Source organism: Mycobacterium szulgai, assembly GCF_002116635.1.
Classification (GTDB): domain Bacteria; phylum Actinomycetota; class Actinomycetes; order Mycobacteriales; family Mycobacteriaceae; genus Mycobacterium; species Mycobacterium szulgai.
Window position 1 is genome coordinate 18,437 of sequence record NZ_LQPW01000154.1, and the last position, 23,794, is coordinate 42,230.

The 23,794-nt window shown below is 65.9% G+C and carries 22 protein-coding genes; 7 read left to right on the plus strand and 15 right to left on the minus strand.

Features of this window, described 5'->3' with window-relative positions; all coding sequences use genetic code 11:
* Positions 1-2 precede the first annotated feature (2 nt).
* Both helR and AWC27_RS23235 read right to left on the minus strand, forming a co-directional pair.
* Positions 3-2,192, minus strand: a complete 2,190-nt coding sequence (gene helR / locus AWC27_RS23230) for an RNA polymerase recycling motor ATPase HelR (RefSeq protein WP_211281698.1) — start codon at positions 2,190-2,192, stop codon at positions 3-5.
* A gap of 111 nt (positions 2,193-2,303) precedes the next feature.
* Positions 2,304-3,884, minus strand: coding sequence for a DHA2 family efflux MFS transporter permease subunit (locus tag AWC27_RS23235; protein ID WP_085672629.1), 1,581 nt, complete (start codon positions 3,882-3,884; stop codon positions 2,304-2,306).
* A 61-nt stretch (positions 3,885-3,945) separates the two neighbouring features.
* Between AWC27_RS23235 and AWC27_RS23240 the strand changes: the two genes are divergently transcribed.
* Entirely contained in the window at positions 3,946-4,155 is a 210-nt protein-coding gene (locus tag AWC27_RS23240; RefSeq protein WP_085672630.1) for an MbtH family protein, read from the plus strand.
* Positions 4,156-4,319: 164 nt separating this feature from the next.
* A complete protein-coding gene (locus tag AWC27_RS23245; RefSeq protein WP_211281699.1) occupies positions 4,320-4,976 on the plus strand; it encodes a hypothetical protein in 657 nt (218 codons plus the stop codon).
* Here AWC27_RS23245 and AWC27_RS23250 read toward each other — a convergent pair.
* The 6 genes from AWC27_RS23250 to AWC27_RS23275 all read right to left on the minus strand — a co-directional run bounded on the left by AWC27_RS23250 (position 4,973) and on the right by AWC27_RS23275 (position 11,418).
* Positions 4,973-6,142: a glycosyltransferase gene (locus tag AWC27_RS23250; RefSeq protein WP_085672632.1), complete on the minus strand. Its 1,170-nt coding sequence runs from the start codon at positions 6,140-6,142 to the stop codon at positions 4,973-4,975. The two genes, AWC27_RS23245 and AWC27_RS23250, sit on opposite strands and share 4 nt — an antisense overlap.
* Before the next feature lie 27 nt (positions 6,143-6,169).
* A complete protein-coding gene (locus AWC27_RS23255) occupies positions 6,170-7,381 on the minus strand; it encodes an acyl-CoA dehydrogenase family protein (protein ID WP_085672633.1) in 1,212 nt (403 codons plus the stop codon).
* A 22-nt stretch (positions 7,382-7,403) separates the two neighbouring features.
* Positions 7,404-8,000, minus strand: coding sequence for a TetR/AcrR family transcriptional regulator (locus tag AWC27_RS23260; protein ID WP_085672634.1), 597 nt, complete (start codon positions 7,998-8,000; stop codon positions 7,404-7,406).
* Between the two features lie 115 nt (positions 8,001-8,115).
* Positions 8,116-9,330 carry a GNAT family N-acetyltransferase gene (locus tag AWC27_RS23265; RefSeq protein WP_085672685.1) on the minus strand — a complete coding sequence of 405 codons (1,215 nt, stop codon included), beginning with the start codon at positions 9,328-9,330 and terminating at the stop codon, positions 8,116-8,118.
* Between the two features lie 36 nt (positions 9,331-9,366).
* Positions 9,367-10,821, minus strand: coding sequence for a flavin-containing monooxygenase (locus AWC27_RS23270; RefSeq protein WP_085672635.1), 1,455 nt, complete (start codon positions 10,819-10,821; stop codon positions 9,367-9,369).
* A 39-nt stretch (positions 10,822-10,860) separates the two neighbouring features.
* Complete coding sequence (locus tag AWC27_RS23275) at positions 10,861-11,418, minus strand: PadR family transcriptional regulator (RefSeq protein ID WP_085672636.1); 558 nt, start codon at positions 11,416-11,418, stop codon at positions 10,861-10,863.
* A gap of 86 nt (positions 11,419-11,504) precedes the next feature.
* Here AWC27_RS23275 and AWC27_RS23280 point away from each other — a divergent pair, with 86 nt between their 5' ends.
* The 4 genes from AWC27_RS23280 to AWC27_RS23295 are packed head-to-tail and all read left to right on the plus strand — an operon-like array spanning position 11,505 to position 14,700.
* Entirely contained in the window at positions 11,505-11,921 is a 417-nt protein-coding gene (locus AWC27_RS23280; protein ID WP_085672637.1) for a nuclear transport factor 2 family protein, read from the plus strand.
* A gap of 2 nt (positions 11,922-11,923) precedes the next feature.
* Positions 11,924-12,964: an LLM class F420-dependent oxidoreductase gene (locus AWC27_RS23285; protein WP_085672638.1), complete on the plus strand. Its 1,041-nt coding sequence runs from the start codon at positions 11,924-11,926 to the stop codon at positions 12,962-12,964.
* Positions 12,965-12,967: 3 nt separating this feature from the next.
* Entirely contained in the window at positions 12,968-13,900 is a 933-nt protein-coding gene (locus AWC27_RS23290; RefSeq protein WP_085672639.1) for an alpha/beta fold hydrolase, read from the plus strand.
* An 8-nt stretch (positions 13,901-13,908) separates the two neighbouring features.
* Entirely contained in the window at positions 13,909-14,700 is a 792-nt protein-coding gene (locus AWC27_RS23295) for an MBL fold metallo-hydrolase (protein ID WP_085672686.1), read from the plus strand.
* Positions 14,701-14,706: 6 nt separating this feature from the next.
* Here AWC27_RS23295 and AWC27_RS23300 read toward each other — a convergent pair whose 3' ends face one another.
* The 3 genes from AWC27_RS23300 to AWC27_RS23310 form a co-directional block, all read right to left on the minus strand.
* Positions 14,707-16,968 carry an NADP-dependent isocitrate dehydrogenase gene (locus AWC27_RS23300; protein WP_085672640.1) on the minus strand — a complete coding sequence of 754 codons (2,262 nt, stop codon included), beginning with the start codon at positions 16,966-16,968 and terminating at the stop codon, positions 14,707-14,709.
* 109 nt (positions 16,969-17,077) lie between these two features.
* A complete protein-coding gene (locus AWC27_RS23305; protein WP_085672641.1) occupies positions 17,078-17,932 on the minus strand; it encodes a DUF1932 domain-containing protein in 855 nt (284 codons plus the stop codon).
* On the minus strand, positions 17,929-18,501 hold the full coding sequence (locus tag AWC27_RS23310) for a TetR/AcrR family transcriptional regulator (protein WP_085672642.1): 573 nt from the start codon (positions 18,499-18,501) through the stop codon (positions 17,929-17,931). The genes AWC27_RS23305 and AWC27_RS23310 overlap by 4 nt, the downstream gene beginning before the upstream one ends.
* Positions 18,502-18,609: 108 nt before the next feature.
* Between AWC27_RS23310 and AWC27_RS23315 the strand changes: the two genes are divergently transcribed.
* Entirely contained in the window at positions 18,610-19,521 is a 912-nt protein-coding gene (locus tag AWC27_RS23315) for an SDR family NAD(P)-dependent oxidoreductase (protein ID WP_085672643.1), read from the plus strand.
* Between the two features lies 1 nt (position 19,522).
* Here AWC27_RS23315 and AWC27_RS23320 read toward each other — a convergent pair whose 3' ends face one another.
* The 4 genes from AWC27_RS23320 to AWC27_RS23335 all read right to left on the minus strand — a co-directional run bounded on the left by AWC27_RS23320 (position 19,523) and on the right by AWC27_RS23335 (position 23,642).
* Positions 19,523-19,957 carry a hypothetical protein gene (locus AWC27_RS23320; protein WP_085672644.1) on the minus strand — a complete coding sequence of 145 codons (435 nt, stop codon included), beginning with the start codon at positions 19,955-19,957 and terminating at the stop codon, positions 19,523-19,525.
* Between the two features lie 13 nt (positions 19,958-19,970).
* On the minus strand, positions 19,971-21,563 hold the full coding sequence (locus tag AWC27_RS23325) for an FAD-binding protein (protein ID WP_085672645.1): 1,593 nt from the start codon (positions 21,561-21,563) through the stop codon (positions 19,971-19,973).
* On the minus strand, positions 21,560-22,312 hold the full coding sequence (locus AWC27_RS23330) for a PP2C family protein-serine/threonine phosphatase (RefSeq protein ID WP_169726848.1): 753 nt from the start codon (positions 22,310-22,312) through the stop codon (positions 21,560-21,562). The genes AWC27_RS23325 and AWC27_RS23330 overlap by 4 nt, the downstream gene beginning before the upstream one ends.
* Positions 22,313-22,382: 70 nt before the next feature.
* Positions 22,383-23,642 (minus strand): cytochrome P450, encoded by a 1,260-nt coding sequence (locus tag AWC27_RS23335; RefSeq protein ID WP_085672687.1) that lies wholly within the window; start codon positions 23,640-23,642, stop codon positions 22,383-22,385.
* Positions 23,643-23,794 lie beyond the last annotated feature (152 nt).

Here is a 23,794-nt window from a genome sequence, read left to right on the forward strand (position 1 = left end):
CGCTACGAGCCAATCCCGTTCAGAGCGGGTGGCAACGGGCCTAAATGCAGGACGCCCAGCCGCTGGGTGGCGCGGGTGAGAGCGACGTAGAGGTCGGCCGCACCGCGCGGGCCGTCGGCGAGAATTCGCTCCGGCTCGACCACCAGCACGGCGTCGAATTCCAGGCCTTTGGTTTGCGACGGGGTCACCGCGCCCGGCACACCAGGCGGCCCGATCACCACACTGGTGCCCTCTCGCTGCGCTTCGCCGCGGACGAATTCCGCTATGGCAGCCGCCAATTCGTCTTCGCCGACGCGCCGAGCCCAGGGCTGCACCCCGCAGGCACGGACCGATTCCGGCGGCTGGACGCCGGGTGCGAACTCGGCGAGCAGTCTCGCGGCGACGGCCATGATCTCCGCCGGGGTGCGGTAGTTCACCGACAGCGACCGGTACACCCAGCGGCCGGGCACATGCGGCTCCATGATCGGACCCCACTGCGTTGCTCCGGCCGCCGAGCGCCGCTGGGCGAGGTCGCCGACCACCGTGAAGGAACGCGCCGGGCAGCGCCGCATCAGCACCCGCCAGTCCATCTCGGACAACTCCTGGGCCTCGTCTACCACGATGTGCCCGTACGTCCAATCCCGGTCCGCCACAGCGCGTTCGGCGAGATCGCGAGTGTCGTGCTCGTGGAAACGCTCGGCCAGGTCCTCGCCGTAGAGCATGTCCGTCGCGAGCAGCTGATCCTCGTCGTCCATCAGATCCTCGCGGTGGATCATCAGATCCAGCACACCGGCGGCATAGGCGGCCTCCTCGGCGGCCTCGGCATCGCGTTCACGGGCAGCGGCTTCGTCCGCCGCCTTGTCGCGGCCCAGCAGATCCACCAGTTCGTCCAGCAGCGCCACGTCCGAGACCGTCCACGCTTCGCCATCGGTACGCAACAGCGCCTGGTCGGCACCCGCCGCGCGTAGCCGCTCCGGCGAGGTGTACAGCGATGCCAACAGTCCTTCCGGTGTCAGCCTCGGCCAGAGTCGCTCGAGCGCGGCATTGAATTGGGCGCTCTCCGCGAGTTCGGTGAGCAGGTCCTCGCGCAGTCGCTCCCAGGCCTGGCGGTCCTGCCGAGTCAGCCAGCCCCGTCCGATGCGGGCTATCGCTCTTTCGGTGAGGACAAACGTGACGATGTCGCTGAACACCGCTCGGGCCTCGTTGTGCGGCAGTCCGCTGTCGCGTGCCTCCTGCCGGGCCCATTCCGCGGTCTCGGTGTCGATGCGCACCTCGACGTCGGACAGCTGGATCGGCAGCGGTTCCTGCGGTAGCCGCTGCCGATCGGCGATCGCTGCCGTGAGCACCTCCAAGATCTGCAGTGAGCCCTTGATCCGTGCGACTTCCGCAGCGTCCTCGGCGGTGATGTGCAGCCCGGGCATCAGGTCGCCGGTGGTCATGAATACCACCTCCGACTCGCCCAGCGACGGCAGCACCCGGCCGATGTGGTTGAGGAACGCATGGTTGGGCCCCACCACGAGTACCCCGTGCCGTTCAAACCGGTCCCGGTGGGTGTAGAGCAGGTATGCGACGCGGTGCAGTGCCACCACCGTCTTGCCCGTGCCCGGGCCGCCCTCGATAACCAGCACCCCGGGGTGATCGAGCCGGATGATCTGATCCTGTTCGGCCTGGATCGTCGCGACGATATCGCGCATCCCCGCACCGCGAGGCGCGTTGACCGCCGCCAAAAGCGCTGCGTCACCACCCTGTTCGCCGCTGGGGCGGCCGAAAAACTCGTCGGTGAAGTCGAGGATCCGACGTCCGCGGGTGTGGAACTGGCGGCGTCGGCGCATATCCTCCGGGCTCGCGGCGGTGGCGACGTAGAACGCGCGCGATGCCGGCGCCCGCCAGTCGAGCAACAGCGGCTGGTACTCGCTGTCGTTGTCGAGAATGCCGATCCGGCCGATGTAGAGGTGTTCGCCCGACAGGGCGTCCAGCCGGCCGAAGCACAGGCCGTCGTCGGCGACGTCCAACCGCTGCATCGCTTTGGCGAGCGCACGCACCCCGGCATCGCGCTCGACCAATGTACCGCCATTCTGTGGATCAATCGGATGCTGCAGGGCGTCCCGGTAGCCCTCCTTGAGTCGCGCGCGTTCGGCGTCGAGTCGCGTGTAGAGATCGGCCACGTAGCTTTGCTCGGACCGCAATTCCTCGTCGTACTTGTGCGTTGACACGTGCCCCCATCTGCGCCGTTTCTCCCTAGGCCAGCGATTGTGCGCCATCAGGGGGGTCTTGCCGCAAGTCCCCGGGTGCGGTATACGGTGGAAAGGGAAATCGCTGAAATATCAGGTCGTCGCGCTGGTGCTGCCGGCCAATAGCGCAGCCGGCCCCGCCGCTTGTACCGGCCTATTCGGCAGAAGCCAGGCCGGGATCAGTGCAGACCCTGCCAGGCACGCGGCAACCACACCCACAACCGCGTACGCGTGTGAGAGGTCGTTCGCGGCGTGGCTCATGAAATCAGCCGGGAAGGCCTGTTGGGGCGGTGCTGAAAGATCTAGTGGCACATCGGTTTTGGCCGGATCGCCGGGCGACGTGGCCGCCCGTTTGACCGCCGAGAGGTACGGGCTGCGGTTGAACTCGGCGGTCAGGATGACCGACATCAGGGCGGCGCCGGTCGAGATGGCTATCGGCGGATTCACACCCATCAATGTCGAACCGCGCGATACCTGGTGCGGTTTGAGCGTCCCGATCGCCGCCCCGGAAATTGCTGGACTGGTGCAGCCCATACCCATCCCCATCAGGGCGAGGGCAACCAGCACCATCGGCCAATAAGCGCAGTGCCGGCTGGCGGCATATGCGAAGACGACCATCCCCGTCACGATCAGCGCGAGGCCGCCGAGTGCCAAATTACGCGGGCCACGTTTGTCCACGAAGTAGCCGGCGATCGGCATGGTCGCCGCCAATCCCAATGCCTGGGGCATCAGATGCACTCCGGATTGCAGCGGTGTCTGCCCGAGCGCTTGCTGCAAATAGCTCGGTATCAGCAAACCGATGCCCGCGGAGGCGGCCAGGTACAACAACATCGTGGCACTGGCCGCCGCGAAGGTTCGGTTACCGAACAATCGCAGGTCGACAAGCGGATGGCGGGGCCGGTACAGCGCATGGAAGAGGAAACCGGCGAGCAGCACACACCCGATCGACACGAAAAAGTACGGATGCCAACTCTGGGTGGTTCCGCGGCGCGGAATCGAGGAGATGCCGTACAGCAGCGTCGCCAGGCTGGGTGACAGCAGCAGCAAGCCGATGAAGTCGAGCCGCTCGGTGATGGCGCGTTCGCCGTCGGGTAAGACCGCCAGCGCAAGTAGGAATACCACCAGGCAGATGGGCGGGTTGATCAAAAAGATCCATCGCCAGCTGAATGAACCGATCAACCAGCCCCCGAGCATCGGAGCAAAGACGGCGGGAAGCATCATGGGCACGGCGAGAACGACCATGAGCCGGCCGATCCGATGCGCGCCGGCCTCCCGGGTCACGATGATGAAGGTGAGCGGCAGCAATACGCCGCCGGCCAGAGCCTGCACCACCCGGAACGTCACCAGCAAGGCAATGTTGGGCGCCGCGGCACACAGCAGTGATCCCACGCCGAACAACACCACCGCAGCGAGGAAGAGTCGCTTGGTGCCGAAACGGTCGGCGGCCCAGCCGGTGAGCGGAATCACCGCCGCCAACGCCAACGTGTAGCCGGTCAGCGTCCAGGCGACAATGGCTGGCGGCGAGCCGAATTGGCGCGCGAAGGTCCGTTGCGCGACGATCACGATCCAGGAGTCCAGATCGGTGATCATTACGCCCAGCACACAAACGGCCGCGATCCTCAACACGCGTGCGTCGAGGCCGTCGGACACGGTGGTGCTTCGACTTGCGTGCATCGAAAATTCTCGTTAATCGCCGCTGGGTGGATCTAAGGTTGGGACAGTACACTTCCTCCCGATGAGCACCAATCCATTTGATGACGAAAACGGCACCTTCCTGGTGCTGGTCAACGACGAGGAACAGCACAGCCTGTGGCCGACCTTCGCCGACGTCCCAGACGGCTGGAAGGTGGTGTTCGGCGAGGCCAGTCGAGCGGAGTGTCTGGAATACGTCGAACAGAACTGGCCAGATATCCGTCCGAAGAGTCTGCGCGACCGGCTCGGGTAGCCGGTATGTCCGTCGTGTCGCGGACGTACCGCAAACTTCGGTTGCCATAGAGTGCGCTTGAAGCGCACTCGTAGGAAGCAGCCCATATGGACCTAGACCGCATCACCCACCCGTTGCGCTTGGCCCGGGGATCACACCAGCCGGGATCCGCCAAAGGGTGCGCCATGAACGCGATTTCTTACATCAACGGCGACGCGCACATCACCGACTTTCCGGCGACTTCGGCCCGCCCGCTGGCCGCCTTCGTTCAGTTGTGCAACGACCTGCTCGCCGGGCCGGACGGCTACTTGTCTCCGCAAGACAGCTTCGTTGCCCTCGACCTCGGCTGGCTGACGGTCGGAACCGCCGAGTCCACCGATCACGTCATGCACATCTGGGTGGACAAACTGCTGACCAGCCCACCGTGGGGTGTCGTGCGATACGCCGGGGATGCTGCGGCTCGGGCGATCAACGACATCGCCGAGCTACATCGCCGGCTCGGCCCCGGCGACATGCCGTCGATCGCGGCCTGGGACAGCGCCGCGCGCACCGCGCGCGACCTCAGCGCGAACATGCCGGTGGGCGCCGAACGATATGCCGTGCGCGCGGCCTACCAGTCGACCTCGCTCGTCGACCCTGACGACGCTGTCACCCTCGATGCCGTGACCGGCAACGCCTTGCGTGCTCACCGAATGGCGATCGGCGAAACCGACCCGCGCCGGATTGTGGAGATCACTCGTCAGGCCATCCGCTCGTGGCGCCGGCTGGCCGGGCTCAGCGTTGTCAGCAACACTCCGATTCCGGTCAAGGGCGTCGTGCAGCGGGTGGGGATAGCCGCTTAGTCAGGCCTGGTCAGGCCTTCCAGCAGAGCGGCGGCAGCGGCGACGCTTACCGCGGGATCAGTCATCTCGGCGGCCACCGCGCGGGCTCTGCTCGTGCAGTGTGGAGTGAGGATGGTACGCAGGTCCGAGACGAGTGAGTCGCGGGTGGTTGCCGAAAAGGCCCGTGCTGCGCCCACTTCCAGTTCTGCGACGGCGGCTGCCCAGAGCGGTTGATCGAGCCAGAACCAGAGGATCAGGGTTGGAACGCCGGCCCGCAAGCCCGCGGCTGTGGTGCCGGCGCCACCGTGATGAACCACTGCGCGGCATGCCGGGAAAACGGCCGAGTGGTTCACCGCGCCGACGGCCATCAGGTGATCGCTCCGGGTTGGCTCGGTCCCGCTGCCGCAAATCAGCGCACGCTCACCCAGCTGCGCGCAGGCCGCCTCGATCATGGCGACGGTCTCGGCGGGCCGCGCCAGCGGAGTGCTGCCGAATCCGAAGTAAATTGGCGCCTTTCCGGCGGCGATCCAGCACAGCACCGTCTCGTCGGCGTCGGTCGGCAACTGCAGCGTCAGTGCGCCGACGAAGGGCCGGCGAGCATCGGGCTGCACCCATTGCCCGGCAGGCTCGGGCAGGCACAGTTCGTCGTACGCCTGTATCTGTAGCGCTGGTGGCACCGGCTGGGCCTCCGGTAATCCGAGTGCGTCGCGCTGAGCGCCTTCCACCGCCGTGGTGATGAGCGGTGCCGCCCCGCCGGAGGCCCAGATCCGCGCCGGGAAGGGGTGCACGGCGGCCAGCGGAATGCCTTGGTATTCAGCTACATTGGCGGCCAGACCTTGTTCGTTGAAGCTGGCCACCAGCAGGTCGGCGCCGGCCGTGAGCGACGTCAGGGTCGCGCTTTTGTCCAGATTGATCAGGCTGACATGCTCAATCACCTCGGAGAGCATGCTGACCGGATTCTGGACCTGCGTTGCGAGCTTGCGAGCCAGATCCGACGCCGGATTCAGTTCCTCCCGCGAATCCGGCCCGTAGGTAGCGGCAATCAGCCCCGCCGACTCGACGAAGCCAACCAGGTTAGGTGGGACCGCCATGCACACGCTATGACCCCGGCGCGCCAGTTCCACGCCGACGGCCGCGCAGGGCTCGACATCACCGCGACTTCCATACGCTGCCAGCACGACTCGCACTTGCCGACCCTAGCCCGCGGATTGGGGCTAGCGGATCGGCAAGCCCGTCAGCGCGCGCGAAATCACCAGGCGCTGGATTTCGCTGGTTCCCTCGAAGATAGTGAAGATCTTGGAGTCGCGGTGCATCCGCTCCACCGGGTAGTCGCGGGTGTACCCGTTGCCGCCGAGGATCTGGATGGCCTCGTCGGTGACATACACCGCGGTTTCGCTTGCCATCAGCTTGGCCATCGACCCTTCGGCCGAGTCGAAGTTCTGGTTGTTGCGGGCCATCCAGCCGGCCCGCCAGACCAGCAGCCGGGCCGCGTCGATGCGGGTTTTCATGTCCGCGAGCTTGAACGCCACCGCTTGGAATTCGCCGATCTTGCGGCCGAATTGTTCGCGCTGGCAGGAATATTCGAGCGCGTACTCATAGGCGGCGCGGGCAACACCGACGGCCATGGCACCGACGGTGGGCCGGGTGCGTTCGAAGGTCTTCATCGCAGCCTGCCCACCGGCGGAGGCACCGGACTTCACCCGGGCGATGCGTGCTTCGAATTTTTCGCGGCCACCCAGGATCGTGTCCTCGGGAATCCGCACGTTGTCGAGAACCACCTCGGCGGTGTGCGAAGCACGGATCCCGTGCTTTTTGAACTTCTGCCCCTGCGCCAATCCCGGGGTTTCCGGCGGGATGACGAAGGTGGCCTGGCCGCGGGTGCCGAGCTCGGGATAGACCGATGCGACGACGATGTGCACGTTCGCGATACCGCCATTGGTGGCCCAGGTCTTGGTGCCGTTGAGAACCCACTCGCGGGTCGCCTCGTCATAGCGTGCCCGAGTGCGGATGGCGCCGACGTCCGAGCCCGCGTCGGGCTCCGACGAACAGAATGCGCCGAGCTTGGGCTCGCCTGGGGTACCGAACATCTCGGGAAGCCAGCGGCCCAGCTGTTCGGGAGTTCCGTTGCCCGCCAACGCCGCCGCGGCCAGCCCGGTGCCCATGATGGACAGCGCGATACCGGCATCGCCCCAGAACAGCTCCTCTAACACGGTGATCATGGCCAACCCGGTCGGCTCGCCGGACTGCTGCCCGAAGAATTCAGGCGAATACAGGCCCACCTTCGCAGCCTCCTGGATAACCGGCCACGGGGTCTCTTCACGCTCATCCCATTCGGCGGCGGCGGGGCGTATGACCTCGGCGGCAAACTGGTGCACCCAGTCGCGCACCTCGATCACGTCTTCGCTCAATTGCAGCGAGAATGTCATGGCTTTACTCCTTGGTGGTCCTTTATTCCTTGGTGGTTAGGTAGCTGACCGTTTGGCTGACCCACGCCTCGAAATAACGCTTCTCATCAACGTTTCCGGGGAGGCGGCCGGTCAGCGCTTGCAGCGTGGCGGCATAGGACAGGGACCCGATTGCAACTGCCGCGGCTGCTTCGGGATCGCGGACGGTCATCCGTCCGCGGTTGTTCGCCTTGCCGAGTTCGTCGGCGAATCGCTGGTAGGCGTTGTCGGTGATCACCTGCCAGGTCTTCTCGTCGAGATCGCCGAGTTCGTCGGGTTCGCGCAGCATGACCTTCAGCAGATCCTCACTCTGCTTCAGGTTGTTCCAGATCAGCTGGCCTGCGGTGCGCACCGCATCCTCGACGGTCTTCGGCCGGCCTGCGTCGTATTCCTCTCGCGCGGCGACCACGCTCTCGATGCGGTGGCTGACCGCCGCCTCCAGCAGCGCACGCTTGGAGGCGAAATGCTTGTACAGCGCGCCCGATCCCGGCGCCAGGCCGGAGGCGCGCTGAATGTCGGCGACCGACGTCGCCGCATACCCCTTAGCGGCAAACAGCTTCAGCGCCTCGGCCAGCAGCCGGTCACGTCCGGAGGCGAGCATGAGTGAGAGAGTACTCACTCACCTTCCATCGGCGCAAACCGATCCGGCTGCGCCGAACGTGCACCCACAGCGAGAAAACCGGCGAAAAATCGCGGTCAGTGCACGCTCGGTGCTCCTAGAAAAAGAACCCGGCGTATGGAGCCTGCGGTACCGCGAAGAGCCGATCGGCCACTACGAGCGCCGCCGGATCGTCGGTGCGGGCCAGTCCGGCGACCGCGAGGCTGCGCCAGTTATGGCCACCGAGCAGCACCGCGCCCAGGCCCTCGATCGTGATATGCACTTCGGCGGGCCGGGTGCTCGATTCGGCACCGTCGGCGCTGATGGTGAACCGGCCCGAATTTCGCAACACCGGATCGTCGACCGCGATAGTAACGGCGCCCTCGCCCGCATAGCTGCGCGCCGACAGCGCCGTTGCGACGTCGATGACGCGCAGCCACGTTTCGTCGTGCACCGCGGTGATCTTCGCGGCACGGCGGTCGAGCAGCAGGGCCGGCAGCGGATCGTCGAGCGGCAGCATCCAGAACACCACGCGGTCAATGAGATCCAGGCCGAGCAGGAAGCGCAGCAACCCGAGATAGGCCTCGGTGGTGGGGGCGAAGAAATCCTCGACCACGATGGTCCGCTGATCGCTGACGAACCACGTGCCGGTGTCGGTGGGGCGGTAGCGGGCGAAGCCGGATTCGGCGCCCGGCTCGCCGTGCACTGCGATATATGAAGGGCCCGGCGATGATTCGGTGCGCAGCTGCAGACTCTCCCACCACGCCTGCGGGCGGTCAACCGTTCCGGCCCGGCACGGGCGATTCTCCCGGTAGATCCTGGGCAGCAGATCCCACGCCTGCGCGGCCTCGATGAGTCGCACCCGCCCGCCGGCTTCGACTCCTGGCCGCAGCTTTGCCCGCGCCGCCTGCACCTCGATACTTTGCACCGAATTGGCGACGCCATAGCCGTAGCGACCATAGATGGTCGCCTCCGACGCGCGCAGTGTGGCGACCACCTCACCGCGCGCAGCGAAGTCGTGTAGCTGGTGGTGCACCAGTCCGGTGGCGATACCGCGCCTGGTGAACGACGGCAGTACGCCGATGTGTGTCACGCCGGCGTGGGCCACGGTGGCTCCGCCCGGCAACGTCAGTCGGCCGGTTATGGCGTCAGCGGTGCCGATCAATTTGCCGTCGACGAATGCACCGATTGTGCGGCCCGGTTCGAGGAGCTGCGTGATCTGCCCCGGCGGCAGATTCGGTAGTGGCGGCAAGCCGACCATCGCCGCGCGAAACACTTTGGCGGCAGCCAGCAGGTCGTCTTCGCTGTCCAGAACCCGGATATCGGTGCTCACCCGGCAAATGTAATCGCCGACGGCGGCCGGCACGCCTTAGCGGATGTCGAAGTGCCCGGGCTCCGGGTCGGCCAGCATGGCCGTCAGCGTCGCGCGGTCATACGGCCACAGATCGATGGTGTTGTTTTCGGTGCGGTACCAGGAGTTGCAGCCGGTATTCCAGACCGTGGGCGTCATGGCCGCGGCCACCGCGGCGTTGAATTCGTCGGTGGCCTCCTCGGTCACCTCGATCGAGGTCGCCGTGCCGGCGCGCAGCATGTCCAGGAACCGCGCGATGTAATTGGCAGTCCGTTCGGCCGAATACTGCAGAGAGATGGATCCGGTGGGCGAGTTCGGACCCAGCACGGTGAACAGGTTGGGGAATCCGGGGATAGCGGTCATCCGGTATGCCCTCGGGCCGCCGGCCCACGCCTTATCGATGGTCAGGCCGTCACGGCCGGTGATCTCCATGGGCCGCATGTAGTTGTGCGTCTGAAATCCGGTGGCCAGAATGATGACGTCGACGGGCCGGTCACGGCCGTCGGCGGTGCGAATGCCGGTGGGTGTCACCTCGGTGATCCGTTCGGTCACCAGCTCAGCGTTGTCGGATTGTATTGCGCGGTAATAGGTTCCGGACACCACCTGCCGTTTGCACAGCGGCTGGTAGTCGGGGGTCAACCGGCTGCGCAGGTCTGGGTCGCGGACCTGCAGGCGCAGGCAGAGCCGGGCGTAGGCCTGGACCGTGCGCCGGCGCCACGACGGCCTGGTGGTGACGTCGGCCAGAATTCCCGAGCCCCACAGCAGGCCCCGGTACAGTGCCTCGTGCGCCCTGGGCCAACGGGTCAGCGCCGCGCTGAGAAAAACGCTCTGGCGCAACGACATCGGCGCCCAGAGAATCCACTGCGGGGAGCGGACGTAGTGGGCGATGGCCGCCGCGCTCGGCTGCAGCGCGGAAACGATTTGCACACCTGTGGATCCGGTGCCGATGACCGCGATTCGCTTGCCGCACAGATCAAGCTCGTCGTCCCAGCGCGCGGTATGCACCACCGGGCCGGCGAACTCGTCGAGGCCGGGAATGTCCGGGGTCGCCGGGTGGTGGAGCACTCCGGTGGCGCAGACGACGACGTCGGCGACGATCTGCTCGCTGCCGGTGGTGGTCAATGTCCAGCTCGCGGTGTCAGCACACCACTGTGCGGCAACGACTTCGGTGTTCAACCGGATGCGATCGCCCAAGCCGAGCGAATCCACCACCTCGCGGTGATAGCGCTGGATGTCGCGGCCGTCGGCCCAGACGTGCGACCAATCGGGCTTCGGTGCGAAACCGAATTGGTAAAGCTGAGAGGGCACGTCGCAGGTGAGGCCGGGATAGTGGTTCCAGTGCCATACCCCGCCCACGTCGGACGCCTTGTCCAGCACGGTGACGTCGGTGCAGCCACGGTGGGTGAAGATGTGCAGCGCGGTGATTCCGGCCAGACCGGCGCCGATGATGACAACCCGCGGCTCTCGGCTCATCCGCTGATCCCGCTTCTCATAGCTGCGTTCGGATCGGGGTCATAGCCGGTACCGGTGGTCGATGATCGTCAACGCATGCTCAGCCCAGCGAATGTTCTCCTCCTCGAACGAGATTCCGCGCAGCAGCGTCAGGTAGGGGCCCACTCGCTCTGCCTCGGCGAGGAAAGCCCCTTCGGTACGGCCGTCAAGCATGCGGGCCCGAAGCCGTTCGTAGCGTTGCAGTTTGGCGCTGGCCCAGTGAAGTCGTCCGGCGATGAAGTCGCGGACCGCTTGCGTGTCACCGGCGTCGGCGGCTTGGACTTTGACCAGCAACTCATCACGGATCACCGACGGCTTGGGTGCCCGCGCGGTGAACTGCCGGATCGCCTCATGGCCGGCCTCGGTGAGCGTATACATCCGCTTGTTCGGCCGGCGTTCCTGGTGAACGACGCGTGCGGAGATAAGGCCTTGTTCGGCCAGCCGGTCGAGTTCGCGATACAACTGCTGCGGGGTGGCCATCCAGAAGTTCGCCACCGACGCATCGAAGCCCTTGGCCAGGTCGTATCCCGACGATTCGCCCTCGAGCAGCGCAGCCAGCACGGCGTCTCGCAGGGACATCGGGCGATCATATAACCATGCACCTATTCAACAAAGTGATTAATCACCTATGGACACGTCCGGGGTGTGGCGTCTAACTTGTCCACATGCATCCATTCCGTAAGGCGGTCGAAGCGCGCGATGAGGCGGCCGTCCAGGCGATGTTGGCCGACGACGTCGTATTCACCAGCCCGGTGGCGTTCAAGCCGTACGTCGGCAAGCCGATCACCGCAGCCCTGCTGAGCGGTGTGTTGCGGGTCTTCGAGGACTTTCACTACATCCGGGAGATCACCGACGCCAACGGCCGCGATCACGCGTTCGTCTTCGAAGCCGGGATTTCGGGCTCGCCGGGGGTGAAGATCACCGGCTGCGATTTCCTGCACTTCAACGACGACGGCCTCATCGACGACTTCATGGTGATGGTCCGGCCGCTGTCGGGTGCAACCGCACTGTCCGAGGCGATGGGGGCCCAGTTCGACCGGATTCAGCAAGAGGCGCTCGAATTCGCCGCGCAGGCAGGCTGACCATGAGAATCGGATTGGGCATCAACTATGCCGGCGGCTTCAAGGATGTCGCCGCCGAAGTGGCGGACCTGGAACGGGCCGGCCTCGATATTGTCTTTGTCCCCGAAGCGTATTCGTTCGACGCGGTGAGCGCGCTGGGCTACCTGGCCGCAAGCACCGAACGCGTCGAGTTGGCCTCGGGCATCCTGCAGCTCTACACCCGGACACCCACGCTGACCGCGATGACCGCGGCCGGTTTGGACTACGTCTCCGACGGCCGGTTCACCCTCGGTCTGGGTGCCTCCGGCCCCCAGGTGATCGAGGGTTTTCACGGTGTGCCCTACGACGCCCCGATCGGCCGCACCCGGGAAGTGATCGAGATCTGCCGTCGGGTGTGGCGCCGCGAGACTCTCGACTACCAGGGCAAGCACTACACGATTCCGCTGCCGGCCGGGCAGGGCACCGGGCTGGGCAAGCCGCTGAAGCTCATCAACCACCCTGTGCGGGAACGCATTCCGATACTGGTGGCCGCGCTCGGACCCAAGAACGTCGAACTGGCGGCCGAAATCGCCGAAGGCTGGCAACCGATCTTCTATCTGCCGGAGAAGGCGCAGGACGTGTGGGGCGAGTCGCTGGCCACCGGCCAGGCCAAGCGCGATCCGGCGCTGGGCCAGCTCGAGGTGTATGCCGGCCCGGCGCTGGCCATCGGCGAAAACGTCGAATCCCTAAGGGAATTCGTCAAACCCCACTTGGCCCTCTACATCGGCGGAATGGGCGCCAAGGGCAAGAACTTCTATCACACCCTGGCCACCAAGTACGGGTACGGGCCGCAGGCCGACCGCATCCAAGAGCTCTACCTCGCCGGCGACAAGGAGGGTGCGGCCAAGGTGGTACCCGACGAGCTCGTTCGCGACGTCAACCTGATCGGCACCCGCGAGTTCGTCAAGGAGCGAGTGGCGGCGTTCCGCGCGGCGGGGGTCACGACGCTGAACGTGACGCCCATGGCGGGGTCACCAGCGGAGCGGGTCAAGCTCATCGAGGAGTTGCGTCAACTCGTTGACTAGCCGATGAACCGATTCGCATTCACCCTCGCATTGCTGGTTGCGCTGTCGGGATGCGCGGCCGATCCGGTGAACAGCCGACCGGCCCGAGCGGCGGTCGCAGCGGGCGACTTCAGCGGTTCGGTCGACATCGGCAACGGGCGGCACCTTTATCTCGAGTGTCGCGGAAAGGGCAGCCCGACAATCATTTTGGAGTCTGGCTACCACAATGCGTCGGATCTGTGGGGCGTGTCCGATGCTGCCGCGCCGGCGGTAGGACCGGCCGTGTTGCCCGCGCTTGCAAGGCAGCATCGGGTGTGCGCATACGACCGGCCTGGAACCTTGCGCTCGTCCACCCCGCCCACGATTACCGACCGCAGTTCGCCGGCGCCGATGCCACGCACCGCGCAAGACGTCGTTGCCGACCTGCATGCGTTGCTCGGTGCCGCTCGGCTGCCGGGGCCGTACATCCTGGTCGGGCACTCGCTGGGTGGCTTGTTCGTCCGGCTGTACGCGCAGACCTATCCCGCGCAGGTGCGCGCGCTGGTATTCGTCGACGCCTTCGCCGTCGAGATTCCGAGCCTGATGGAATCCGACTGGCCGGCTTATCGGCGGGCGCTGGATGGCCCGTTGCCGCAGTTCGCCACCGCGCCGTCGTTCGAGCTAGTCGACATCGACACCAGCGTCGAGCAGGTGTCCGCCGCTGCTGCGTTCCCGCCCATCCCTACCGCGGTGCTCACCAGAACCGAGCCCTTCATCATTCCCCCGGACGTCCCGACCGAAAAAGGCCCGCAGTTAGAACAGGCATGGCGTGACGGTGCTGCCGATCTCGTCGCACTGCGGCCGCAAACACCACACATCGTGGCCGCGGGCAGCGACCACTTCATTCAGATCCACCAGCCTGACGTGGTGGTGGCCGGCGTCGAGCTGGTAATACAGAGGTCGGCAGGGAGCCACTGATGTCCGATGTGAAAGTTCACCATCTCAACTGCGGCACCATGAAAATGCCGGGAGCGTCGCTGGTGGCCCATGTGCTCCTAGTCGAAACGCAGAACGGGCTCGTGCTCGTCGACACCGGCTTCGGCATCCAGGATTGCGAAAACCCAAGCAGGATTGGTCCTTTCCGGCATTTCCTGCGGCCGGTATTGTCGCGCCAGGAGACCGCAGTCCACCAGATTGAAGAACTCGGCTTCGACCGCAGCGACGTACGGCACATCGTCATCACCCACTTCGACTTCGACCATATCGGCGGTATCGCCGACTTCCCATCCGCCCAAATTCATGTCACCGCGGCCGAAGCGCTGGGCGCCGTGCACGCACCCTCCGCGCGGGAGAAGCTGCGTTACCGCAGCGGGCAATGGGCGCATGGGCCCAGCCTCGTCGAGCACGGCCCAGCCGGCGAATCATGGCGAGGTTTCGCCGCCGCGAAACCCCTCGACGCCATCGATCCAGGGGTCGTGCTGGTTCCCATGCCCGGCCATACGCGTGGCCACGCCGCGGTCGCGGTCGATGCCGGCCACCGCTGGATCCTGCACTGCGGCGACGCCTTCTACCACTCCGGCACCATCGACGGGCGCTCGCGCGTGCCGCGCGTGCTGAGCGCTCAAGAAGCGATGTTCGCCTTCGACCGCAAACAGCTTCGCGCCAACCAGGACCGCTTGACCGAGCTGTACCACCGCCAAGAACCCGGCCTGCTCATCGTGTGCGCACACGACCCGGGGCTCTACGCGCGGGCCCGCGACAGCCAGCATGCGGCGTAAAGCGAGCTAGAGCGACTCAGCGCGGGGGTCTTCCCAGCCCTTGTCGCCGGTCAGCACGGCATTGAACGTCTTGCTCGGCCGCATCACCGCCGCGGTCTTCTCCGGGTCGGGAAAGTAGTAGCCCCCGATGTCGGCCTCTTGGCCCTGGACCTCATTGAGTTCGCGCACAATGACCTCTTCGTTCTCGGCCAACTTTTCGGCGAGCGCGGCGAAGTGCTTCTGCAACTCCTTGTCCTCGGTCTGCGCGCCGAGTTCCTGGGCCCAGTACAGGGCCAGGTAGAACTGGCTGCCCCGATTGTCGAGCTCACCAGTCTTGCGCGACGGGCTCTTGTCGTTTTCCAGCAGCTTGCCCGTCGCCGCGTCGAGGGTCTTGGCCAGAATCTTGGCGCGCTCGTTGTCGCTCTTGCGGCCCAGGTCCTCGAAACTGACGGCCAGTGCCAGGAATTCGCCCAGCGAATCCCAGCGCAGGTGATTCTCTTCCACCAGCTGCTTGACGTGCTTGGGCGCCGAACCGCCCGCCCCGGTTTCATACATCCCACCGCCGGCCATCAGCGGCACGATGGACAGCATTTTGGCGCTGGTGCCCAGCTCCAGGATCGGGAACAGGTCGGTGAGGTAGTCGCGCAAGATGTTGCCGGTGGCCGCGATCGTGTCCAGCCCGCGGATCAGCCGTTCGATCGTGTAACGCATGGCGCGCACCTGCGACATGATCTGGATGTCGAGGCCTTCGGTGTCGTGCTCCTTCAGGTAGGTCTTGACCTTCTTGATCAGCTCGTTCTCGTGCGGCCGGTAGGGGTCCAGCCAGAACAGCACGGGCATGCCGGAGAGGCGGGCGCGGGTCACCGCCAGCTTGACCCAGTCGCGGATGGGTGCGTCCCGAACTATCGGCATGCGCCAGATGTCGCCGGCTTCGACGTTCTGGGTCAGCAGCACCTCGTCGGTGTCCACGTCGACGATGTTGGCGACGCCGTCCTCGGGGATCTCGAAGGTCTTGTCGTGCGAGCCGTACTCTTCGGCCTGCTGTGCCATCAGGCCGACGTTGGGGACGGTGCCCATGGTCTTGGGATCGAAGGCGCCGTTGGTCTTACAGAAGTTGATCAGTTCCTGGTAGATGCGGGAGAAGGTGGATTCCGGCATCACCGCTTTGGTGTCCTTGGTCCGTCCGTCGGCGCCGTACATCTTGCCGCCGGCGCGGATCATGGCCGGCATCGAAGCGTCCACGATCACGTCGCTGGGCGAGTGGAAGTTGGTGATTCCCTTGGCCGAATCCACCATCGCCAGCTCCGGACGATGCTCATGGCAGGCGTGCAGGTCTCTGATGATCTCGTCGTGCTGCGAGGCGGGCAGCGACTCGATCTTGTCGTAGAGATCCACCATGCCGTTGTTGACGTTGACACCGAGTTCGTCGAACAACTGCTGGTGCTTGGCGAAGGCGTCCTTGTAGAAGACCTTCACCGCGTGCCCGAAGACGATCGGATGCGAAATCTTCATCATGGTGGCCTTGACGTGCAACGAGAACATGACGCCGGTCTTGCGGGCGTCTTCCATCTGCTCTTCGTAGAACTCCACCAAGGCTTTCTTGCTCATGAACATGCTGTCGATGATGTCGCCCTCGAGCAGTTCGACCTTGGGCTTGAGCACCAGCGTTTCACCGCTCTTGGTCTCCAGTACCATCTTCACGTTGCGGGCGCGATCCAGCGTCAGCGACTTCTCGCCGTGGTAGAAGTCGCCGTGCTTCATGGTCGCGGCGTGAGTACGGGAGGCCATCGACCACTCGCCCATGCTGTGTGGATGCTTGCGGGCATACTCTTTGACCGCCTTCGGCGCGCGACGGTCCGAATTGCCTTCCCGCAGTACCGGATTCACCGCGCTACCCAAGCAGTTGGCGTAGCGGTCCCGGATCTTCTTCTCCTCGTCGGTCTTGGGATCCTGGGGGAAGTCGGGCAGGTCGTATCCCTTGCTCTTCAACTCCTTGATGGCCGCGACGAGCTGGGGCACCGAGGCGCTGATGTTCGGCAGCTTGATGATGTTGGTTTCCGGCTTCTGCGTCAGCTCGCCCAGCTCGGCAAGGTTGTCGGGCACCCGCTGCTCGTCGGTCAGACGATCGGGGAACTCGGCCAGGATGCGGGCTGCCAGCGAGATGTCGCTGGACTTGATCGTGATGCCTGCCGGTTCGGCGAAGGCGCGGACGATCGGCAGAAAGGCGTAGGTCGCCAGCAGCGGCGCCTCGTCGGTCAGCGTGTAGATGATGGTCGGCTCGGCGCTCATGGTTGTTCTCCCGGCGTCACTGTCGGTCAAGATTGGCGAAGGGGTCCGTACGGATTGCCTGTTCGACCTTACTAATGATCCACCGGTGCTGTGCGTCCGCGGCCAGCTTTCAGCGCACAGCCTCGCCGTTTGGCGGCGGTTTCCAGAGCAGCGCAAGCACGGCGGCGACGTCGAGGTCGTCACGGTCCTTGACTGACGTCCAGCGCTCGAGCGCGGTGGCGGCGCCTACCGCCATGTCGCCGGGAAGCCCGGCGGCGCGCAACGCCTCGTCGGCCTCACGCATTTCCGGTGCCCATCGCCAGGCGCGGGCCGCGGCGGCGCGAAATGCGTCGGTGTCGGCAAGCGGGCGGCTGTGCAACAGGTCGGCCTCCCGGGCCAGGTGGTCTTCAACGCCGTGCCGCTGGGCCAGGGCGTGGGCGACGGCGCCCAAGACCCGACTGGCCTTTTGATAGGACGCGTAGGCCATCTTCAACGCTGACGCCTGGCCGATGTCGCCGGGCAGCGTGACGACCTCGAGTGCGGTGCCTTCGAAGAGCCGCGCGATCCGTTCCGCATGGCCGCATACGTAGAGGCGGGTGGTGCCCGGTGTCATCGGCGGCTCGCCGATGATTGCGCCGTCGGCGAGCAGCGCCGTCGGCAATGCGGCCGCGACCCGTTGCATCCGGGCCGGGGCGATCGCGTTGGCGTCGAGGTAGACACCGGTGAAGGCGCTTTCGGTGCTTTCGGCAACCAAGCGAGCCACGTCCTCGGCGTGCGCGGGTGGGCAGATCGACACGACGATGTCGCTGCCGTCGAGCGCGGCAGCCAGCTCGGCGCATTCGACCAGGTCCGCGTCCTTGGCGCGCCTACCCGTTTCGGCGCTGCGGCCGGCGGCAACCCACCGCACGATCGCGCCGCTACGCCCTGCCTGGGCACCCACCGCGGCGCCCATCGAACCGGGATGCAACAAGGTCACGACTGTCATCGCGGCTGCCCGGCGCGCAGGCCGTCGAGGGCCACCTCAGTGACCCGTTCGGCGATCTCGGCGTTATAACCCTGCATCGCTTGGCAGCCGACCAGCAGCGCCTTTACCTCGGGCACTCCCACATCTGGGCGTGCGGTACCCGCGTCCTGGGCCGCGCGTAGCAGTTCGGCGAGCAGGCTCAGGAAGTCCTGCTCAGCCTCGGGAACGGTGCTGTTGATGTCGATCCCGAGGCCGGCCAGCGCCTCGACAAGGCCGCGGTCGGTGGCGCCCCACTGCAACACCATCGAATGCAGAAACGCAAACAAAGCCTGGCCGGGCTGCTCGGACTTGAGCAAGGCGCGGCCCTCGCCGATGATGCGGCCCATCCGGTCGGCGATCACCGCCTGGAAGAGCGCCTCCTTGGTGGGGAAGTGCCGGTACACGGTGCCGGCGCCGACGCCTGCGCGCCGGGCGATCTCGTCGATCGGCACCGTCAGACCCTCGGCGGCAAAGGTCTCATAGGCGACCTCCAGCACGCGCGCCCGGTTACGGGCGGCGTCTGCGCGAACCGGCCGACCGCATCGACCCAACTTTCACCCCTGGAGTACACGTGTTGACAAAACGGGGCGCACGTTCCGTATAGTCGGAGCCAAGCGGAGCGCTCGCCCCGTTTATCGCATCATAGCGAGGAGTCCCTCATGACCAAATGGACCGCCGACGACATTCCGGACCAAACCGGCCGCACCGCCGTCATCACCGGCGCGAATACCGGCCTTGGCTTTGAGACGGCCGCGGCGCTGGCCGCGCACGGCGCCCGCGTCGTGCTGGCCGTGCGCAATCTCGAGAAGGGCAAGCAGGCGGCGGCCCGGATCGCCGCGGCCACCCCGGGAGCGGAAGTCGAATTGCAGGAGCTCGACCTGTCCTCACTGGAATCGGTGCGTGCGGCCGCGGCGCAGCTGCGCGACGATCACGACCGCATCGACCTGCTGATCAACAACGCCGGCGTGATGTACACACCAAAGTCGACCACCGCGGACGGCTTCGAAATGCAGTTCGGAACAAACCATTTGGGCCACTTCGCATTCACCGGCCTGCTACTGGATCGGCTGTTGCCCGTGCCGGGTTCGCGGGTGATAACCGTCAGTAGCATCGGCCACCGTATCCGCGCCGCGATCCATTTCGACGACCTGCAGTGGGAACGCCGCTACAGCCGGGTCGGAGCGTACGGGCAGGCCAAGCTCGCCAATCTGCTGTTCACCTACGAGCTGCAGCGCCGACTGGCGCCGAGCGGCACCACCATCGCGGTGGCCGCCCACCCGGGTGGCTCCAACACCGAGCTGATGCGCAACCTGCCGCGGGTGCTCGTCGCCGCGAGCGCAGTGCTTGGCCCGCTGTTCCAAGATCCCTCGCTGGGTGCCCTGCCGCAGTTGCGGGCCGCCACCGACCCTGAGGTGCTCGGCGGCCAGTACTTCGGGCCCGATGGATTCCAGGAGACGCGGGGTTACCCGAAAGTCGTGGCGTCCAGCCGGCAGTCGCATGACGCCGGGCTGCAGCGCCGGCTGTGGACGGTCTCCGAAGAACTCACCAAGGTGGTCTATCCCGTCGGCTGATTCAGGCGGCGGCTTCGGCGTGAATGTTTCTGGCGCCCTTGACATTCCGTAGGCCTGAGCAATTCACGCAGCCGATGCACCCGACGCAGTCGGTACATCGCACGCACCCGATGCAGGCCACGCATCGGGTGCAGGCGATGCAGCCCAAACAGGCAACGCATTCGCGGACGGCGACACACAGCACGGTCAACAGGCTGCTGATCACCGCGACGCTGCCCGCGGTGGCCGCCGACCCGGCGACCGCGACGCTGCCCGCGGTGGCGACCGATCCCGCAACTGCCACGCTGCCCGCGGTGCTGGCCGACCCGGCCACCGCGGCGCTGCCGGCGACTGCGACCGATCCCGCTACGGCGACACTGTCCCGGACCGCTATCGAGCCCACGACAACGTCAGCGGCCTCACCATCGACTACCGGCGTATCCCACGCAACTGTCATAGGCCTCATCATCTCAGGCAGATGCTGCGGCCGCGTGTGTCCCGGCTCGCCGGCCGGCGAAGACGCAGTCGGACAGCGATAGCCCGCTGACGTAGGAGTTGGAGCAGATGCCGGTGGCAGTGCGTCCGGCGCTGAACAGGCCGGGAATCCGCTCGCCCGCTCCATTGAGCACCGCGCCGGTGTCTTCGTCGACCCGGATGCCACCCAGGGTAAGCATCGGAGTGGGGTTGAGCAGACTGGGCCGCACCGAGATGTTCAGCAGCGTAAAGGGCGGTTGCGAGATGCGCCGGACGAACTCGGCGGGCTTGCCGGCCGGATCCGGTGTCCCGTTGTCGATCGCATCGTTGTGCGCCGTGACCGTGGCCAGCAGTCCCTCCGGATCGACGCCGGCCGCCTGTGCGACCTCGTGTAGCGAGGCGCGTCTGACGGAGTCGAGGGACATCAGCGCTGCCGACTGCGCACGCTGAAACCACAAGGGCTGCTGGATCATTTGGCGCCGGGCTTCGCGCATCAGCGCGGCGTCGGCCAGAATCCAGCCCTTGCCGTTGTGGTTTCGCACCATGGCTTGTCCGACGGCGGCGCCGTAACGGCTTTCGTCGATGATGCGTTGGCCCTGCGCATCGACGATGATCGCGCTGATGAATGCGCTCGGCGGCGTGATGAAGCGCCACGCCGAAATGTTGTCCATCCGCTCGGTCACCGCTCCGACGCTCTGCGCCAGCGCGATGCCGCTGCCGTCGTCGCCGCTGGTGCCCAGTTGCAGCCCGTTGAGGTATTGCGGCGCGAACCGATGCACCCATTCGGTGTTGGCGATGAACCCGCCGGCGCAGACGATCACCGCGCGCTGCGCGTTGATGCGCAATGTTTGGGCGTAGCGCCGTTCCAGCTTGCGCAGTCGGTGTTCCAGCACGCGCCGCAGCGGCGGGTAGTAGACGCCGGGTTTGGCCGATATAGCCGACAGCTCGGCATATAACCTGCGGATCCGCGGCGGCGCGTAGCTCATTGTGCTCGTTTCGACCCCGCTGACACGCCCGGCCGGATCCTGGATCAGACGGGTCGCGGTGGTATGTGGGAGAAGCCGGACGCCAAGGGACAGTGCGGATTTGGCCAACGGCTCATACATCTTCTTGCCGGAGGTGCCCTTTCCCTTCACCCGATGGCCGCGCTGCACCGGCGGGGTGTGGCAGCGGAAGGCCCCGGCGTTCTCGCTGCCCGAGTGGTACAGGTAGTAGCGATTGTTGGGAAACGAGGTCTTATAGGGGCACAGGGTGGAGTCGAACGGCACGCCGTACTTGATCAGCCAGTCGATCATTTCGGGGCTGCCCTGCACGAAGGATTCCAGCGTCTTCGCGCTGACGGCGTCGCCCACTTCGAGCCGCAGGTAGGTCAGCATCTGCTCGGCGCTGTCGCTGACCCCGGCCTGCCGCTGGATTGCCGTGCCTGCGCCGGCGTAGATGATGCCACCCGACATTGCGGTGGCGCCGCCACCGTTGGCACGGTCCACTGCGATGACGTCGGCACCTTGCTCGCGGGCGGCGATCGCGGCGCACACACCGGCCGCGCCGAAGCCGATCACCACCACGTCAGCCGATTGGTCGGTGGTCATTCCGTCACTGTATCGGCGATGTCGATGACCACCGCGGTGATGTTGTCCGGCCCGCCCGCATTGTTGGCGGCGTCGATGAAAGCCGCACAGGTATCGTCGGGATCGCGCTGCTCATCCAGTATCCGCACCAGGCCCGCTTCGTCGACCACTCCGGATAGGCCGTCGCTGCACAACAGAATACGGTCGCCCGCGTGCAAATCCACGGTGGCCGAATCGGCCAGCGCGTGCGGATACATCGCGAGGTGCCGGCTCAGCGTGTTACGGGCCGGGTGGCCGTCGGCGTCCTTGATGTCGACTTGGCCCGCGTCGATCAAATCCTGCAGCACGGTGTGATCGCGGGTAAGCCGCTGTAGTTGGTGTTCGCGGTACAGATAGACGCGGCTGTCTCCGAGGTGTGCGATCAATGCTCGCGCACCCGTGATAACCACCGCCACCACCGTGCTGCTGGCCCCGGACGCCCGCGGATCGGTGGTGGCGTAGGCGCGAAAGTCGTCGGAGAACTCCGCGACGGCACGGCCCAGCATCTCGGCTGCGTCAGGATCGTCCTCTGCCGACTTGAGGTGGCGCGCAACATATGTCGGCAGTAATTCGATCACCAGCGCAGCGGCAAGAGCGCCATCGGTGCTGCACGCCACACCGTCGGCGACCATGAAGAGATTCTGGTCGGCATCGGCGCCCCAGCGGTCCTGATTAGTGGATCGCAGCCGCCCGATATCACTGCGCCCGGCAAACCGCACGGATTCGTCCACCGCTACATCATTACCGAGACGGTGCCGCGAGTCATGCGTTCGGACGGCGGAGATCACGGGAGTGCTCTTTTCACGAGCAGGCCGACCGGCGGCGACCCTCGGTGTCGAATTCGATGGGCAGGGTGGTGGGTCCGCCCAGCGCGTTCACCGGTCGCCATGGTGCGGGTCCGGTGCGGCGGGCGTTGGGCATGCGCCGGGTCATGATCCTCAGCGCTTCGGTTAATTCGAGACGGGCGAGATTGGCACCGAGGCAATAGTGCATGCCGGCGCCGAAGGTCTGGATCGGCGGCACACCCGTGCGGCGGATATCCAGACGGTCCGGATTGTCGTAGACCGCGGGATCGCGGTTGGCCGAACCGGTGTTGATCACCACGATCGTGCCGGCCGGGATTGTCACGCCGGCCAGTTCGACATCTTCGGTAGCTGCGCGCAGCGTCACGAAGGTCACCGGTGAATGGCGGATCAGCTCCTCGACGGCTCGGGTTGCCAGCTCTGGATGCTGGCCGAGCAGCGCCCACTGCTCGGGGTGATCGCACAGCACGTGCGCCGCCGCGCCCAACTGGTGACGGGTGGTGTCGGTGCCGCCCAACAGCAAGGCGGCCACCAGCATGCGGAGTTCGTCGGCGCTGAGGCGGTCCCCGTCGTCTTCGGCGTGGATCAACTCTGAGATCAGGTCGCCGGTCAGGGCGTGCCGCCGCCGCGCGACCATGTCATCGATATAGGCGTCGAGGGCATCCCAGGCGGTGAGGATCGCCGGCGTTGCGGCGGCGGCTTCCCAACTGAAGGCCTTGAGGATGTCATCGGTCCAGTCGGAGAACAGTTCCCAGTCGGCGGACGGCGCGCCCAGTAAGGCACAGATGACGGGGATCGGGTATTGGCGGGCAATGTCGGTGACGACGTCGCAGGCGCCGCGGGCACTGTTGCGGTCGACAAGTTCGGTGATGATCTCGGTGATCGTCGTGCCCAGCCGCGTGGTCGCTGCGGGTGTGAACGCCTTGCTGACAATTTTTCGCAGGCGCCGGTGTTGTTCCCCGTCGAGGCTGAGAATGTTTGCGGCGACCCGGTCCCACAACGGGCCTGACGTAATGCCTTGGGCGGCAAGGAACATTCCCTGCGGCACCCGAAAACGACCGTCGCGCAGCGTCATTCGCACAAGATCGTACGTGAGTAGCTCGGGCCCATACGGTCCCATCGCGATTGGCGACTGCTCGCGGGCCTGACGGATGATGGCGTGGGCGTCGTCGGGGTGTTGTGCCTGTCCGTAGTTGATTGTCGGCAGCCCGGCATTGAAGACGCTCGGGCGGTTGGGTCGATCGATCGTAGTGGTCATGCTGGCCACTATCTGACTCTTGCCGCGCCGGACCATCCGAGAGAACCCGTAAATCCCTTGGCCTATTGACTCTGCGGGTGTGGCGGGAACGTGCGAGAAGCGCGCGGCGAGCGCAGGGCGAATGCTGCTGCCCAAGCCGGCATACGAGATTT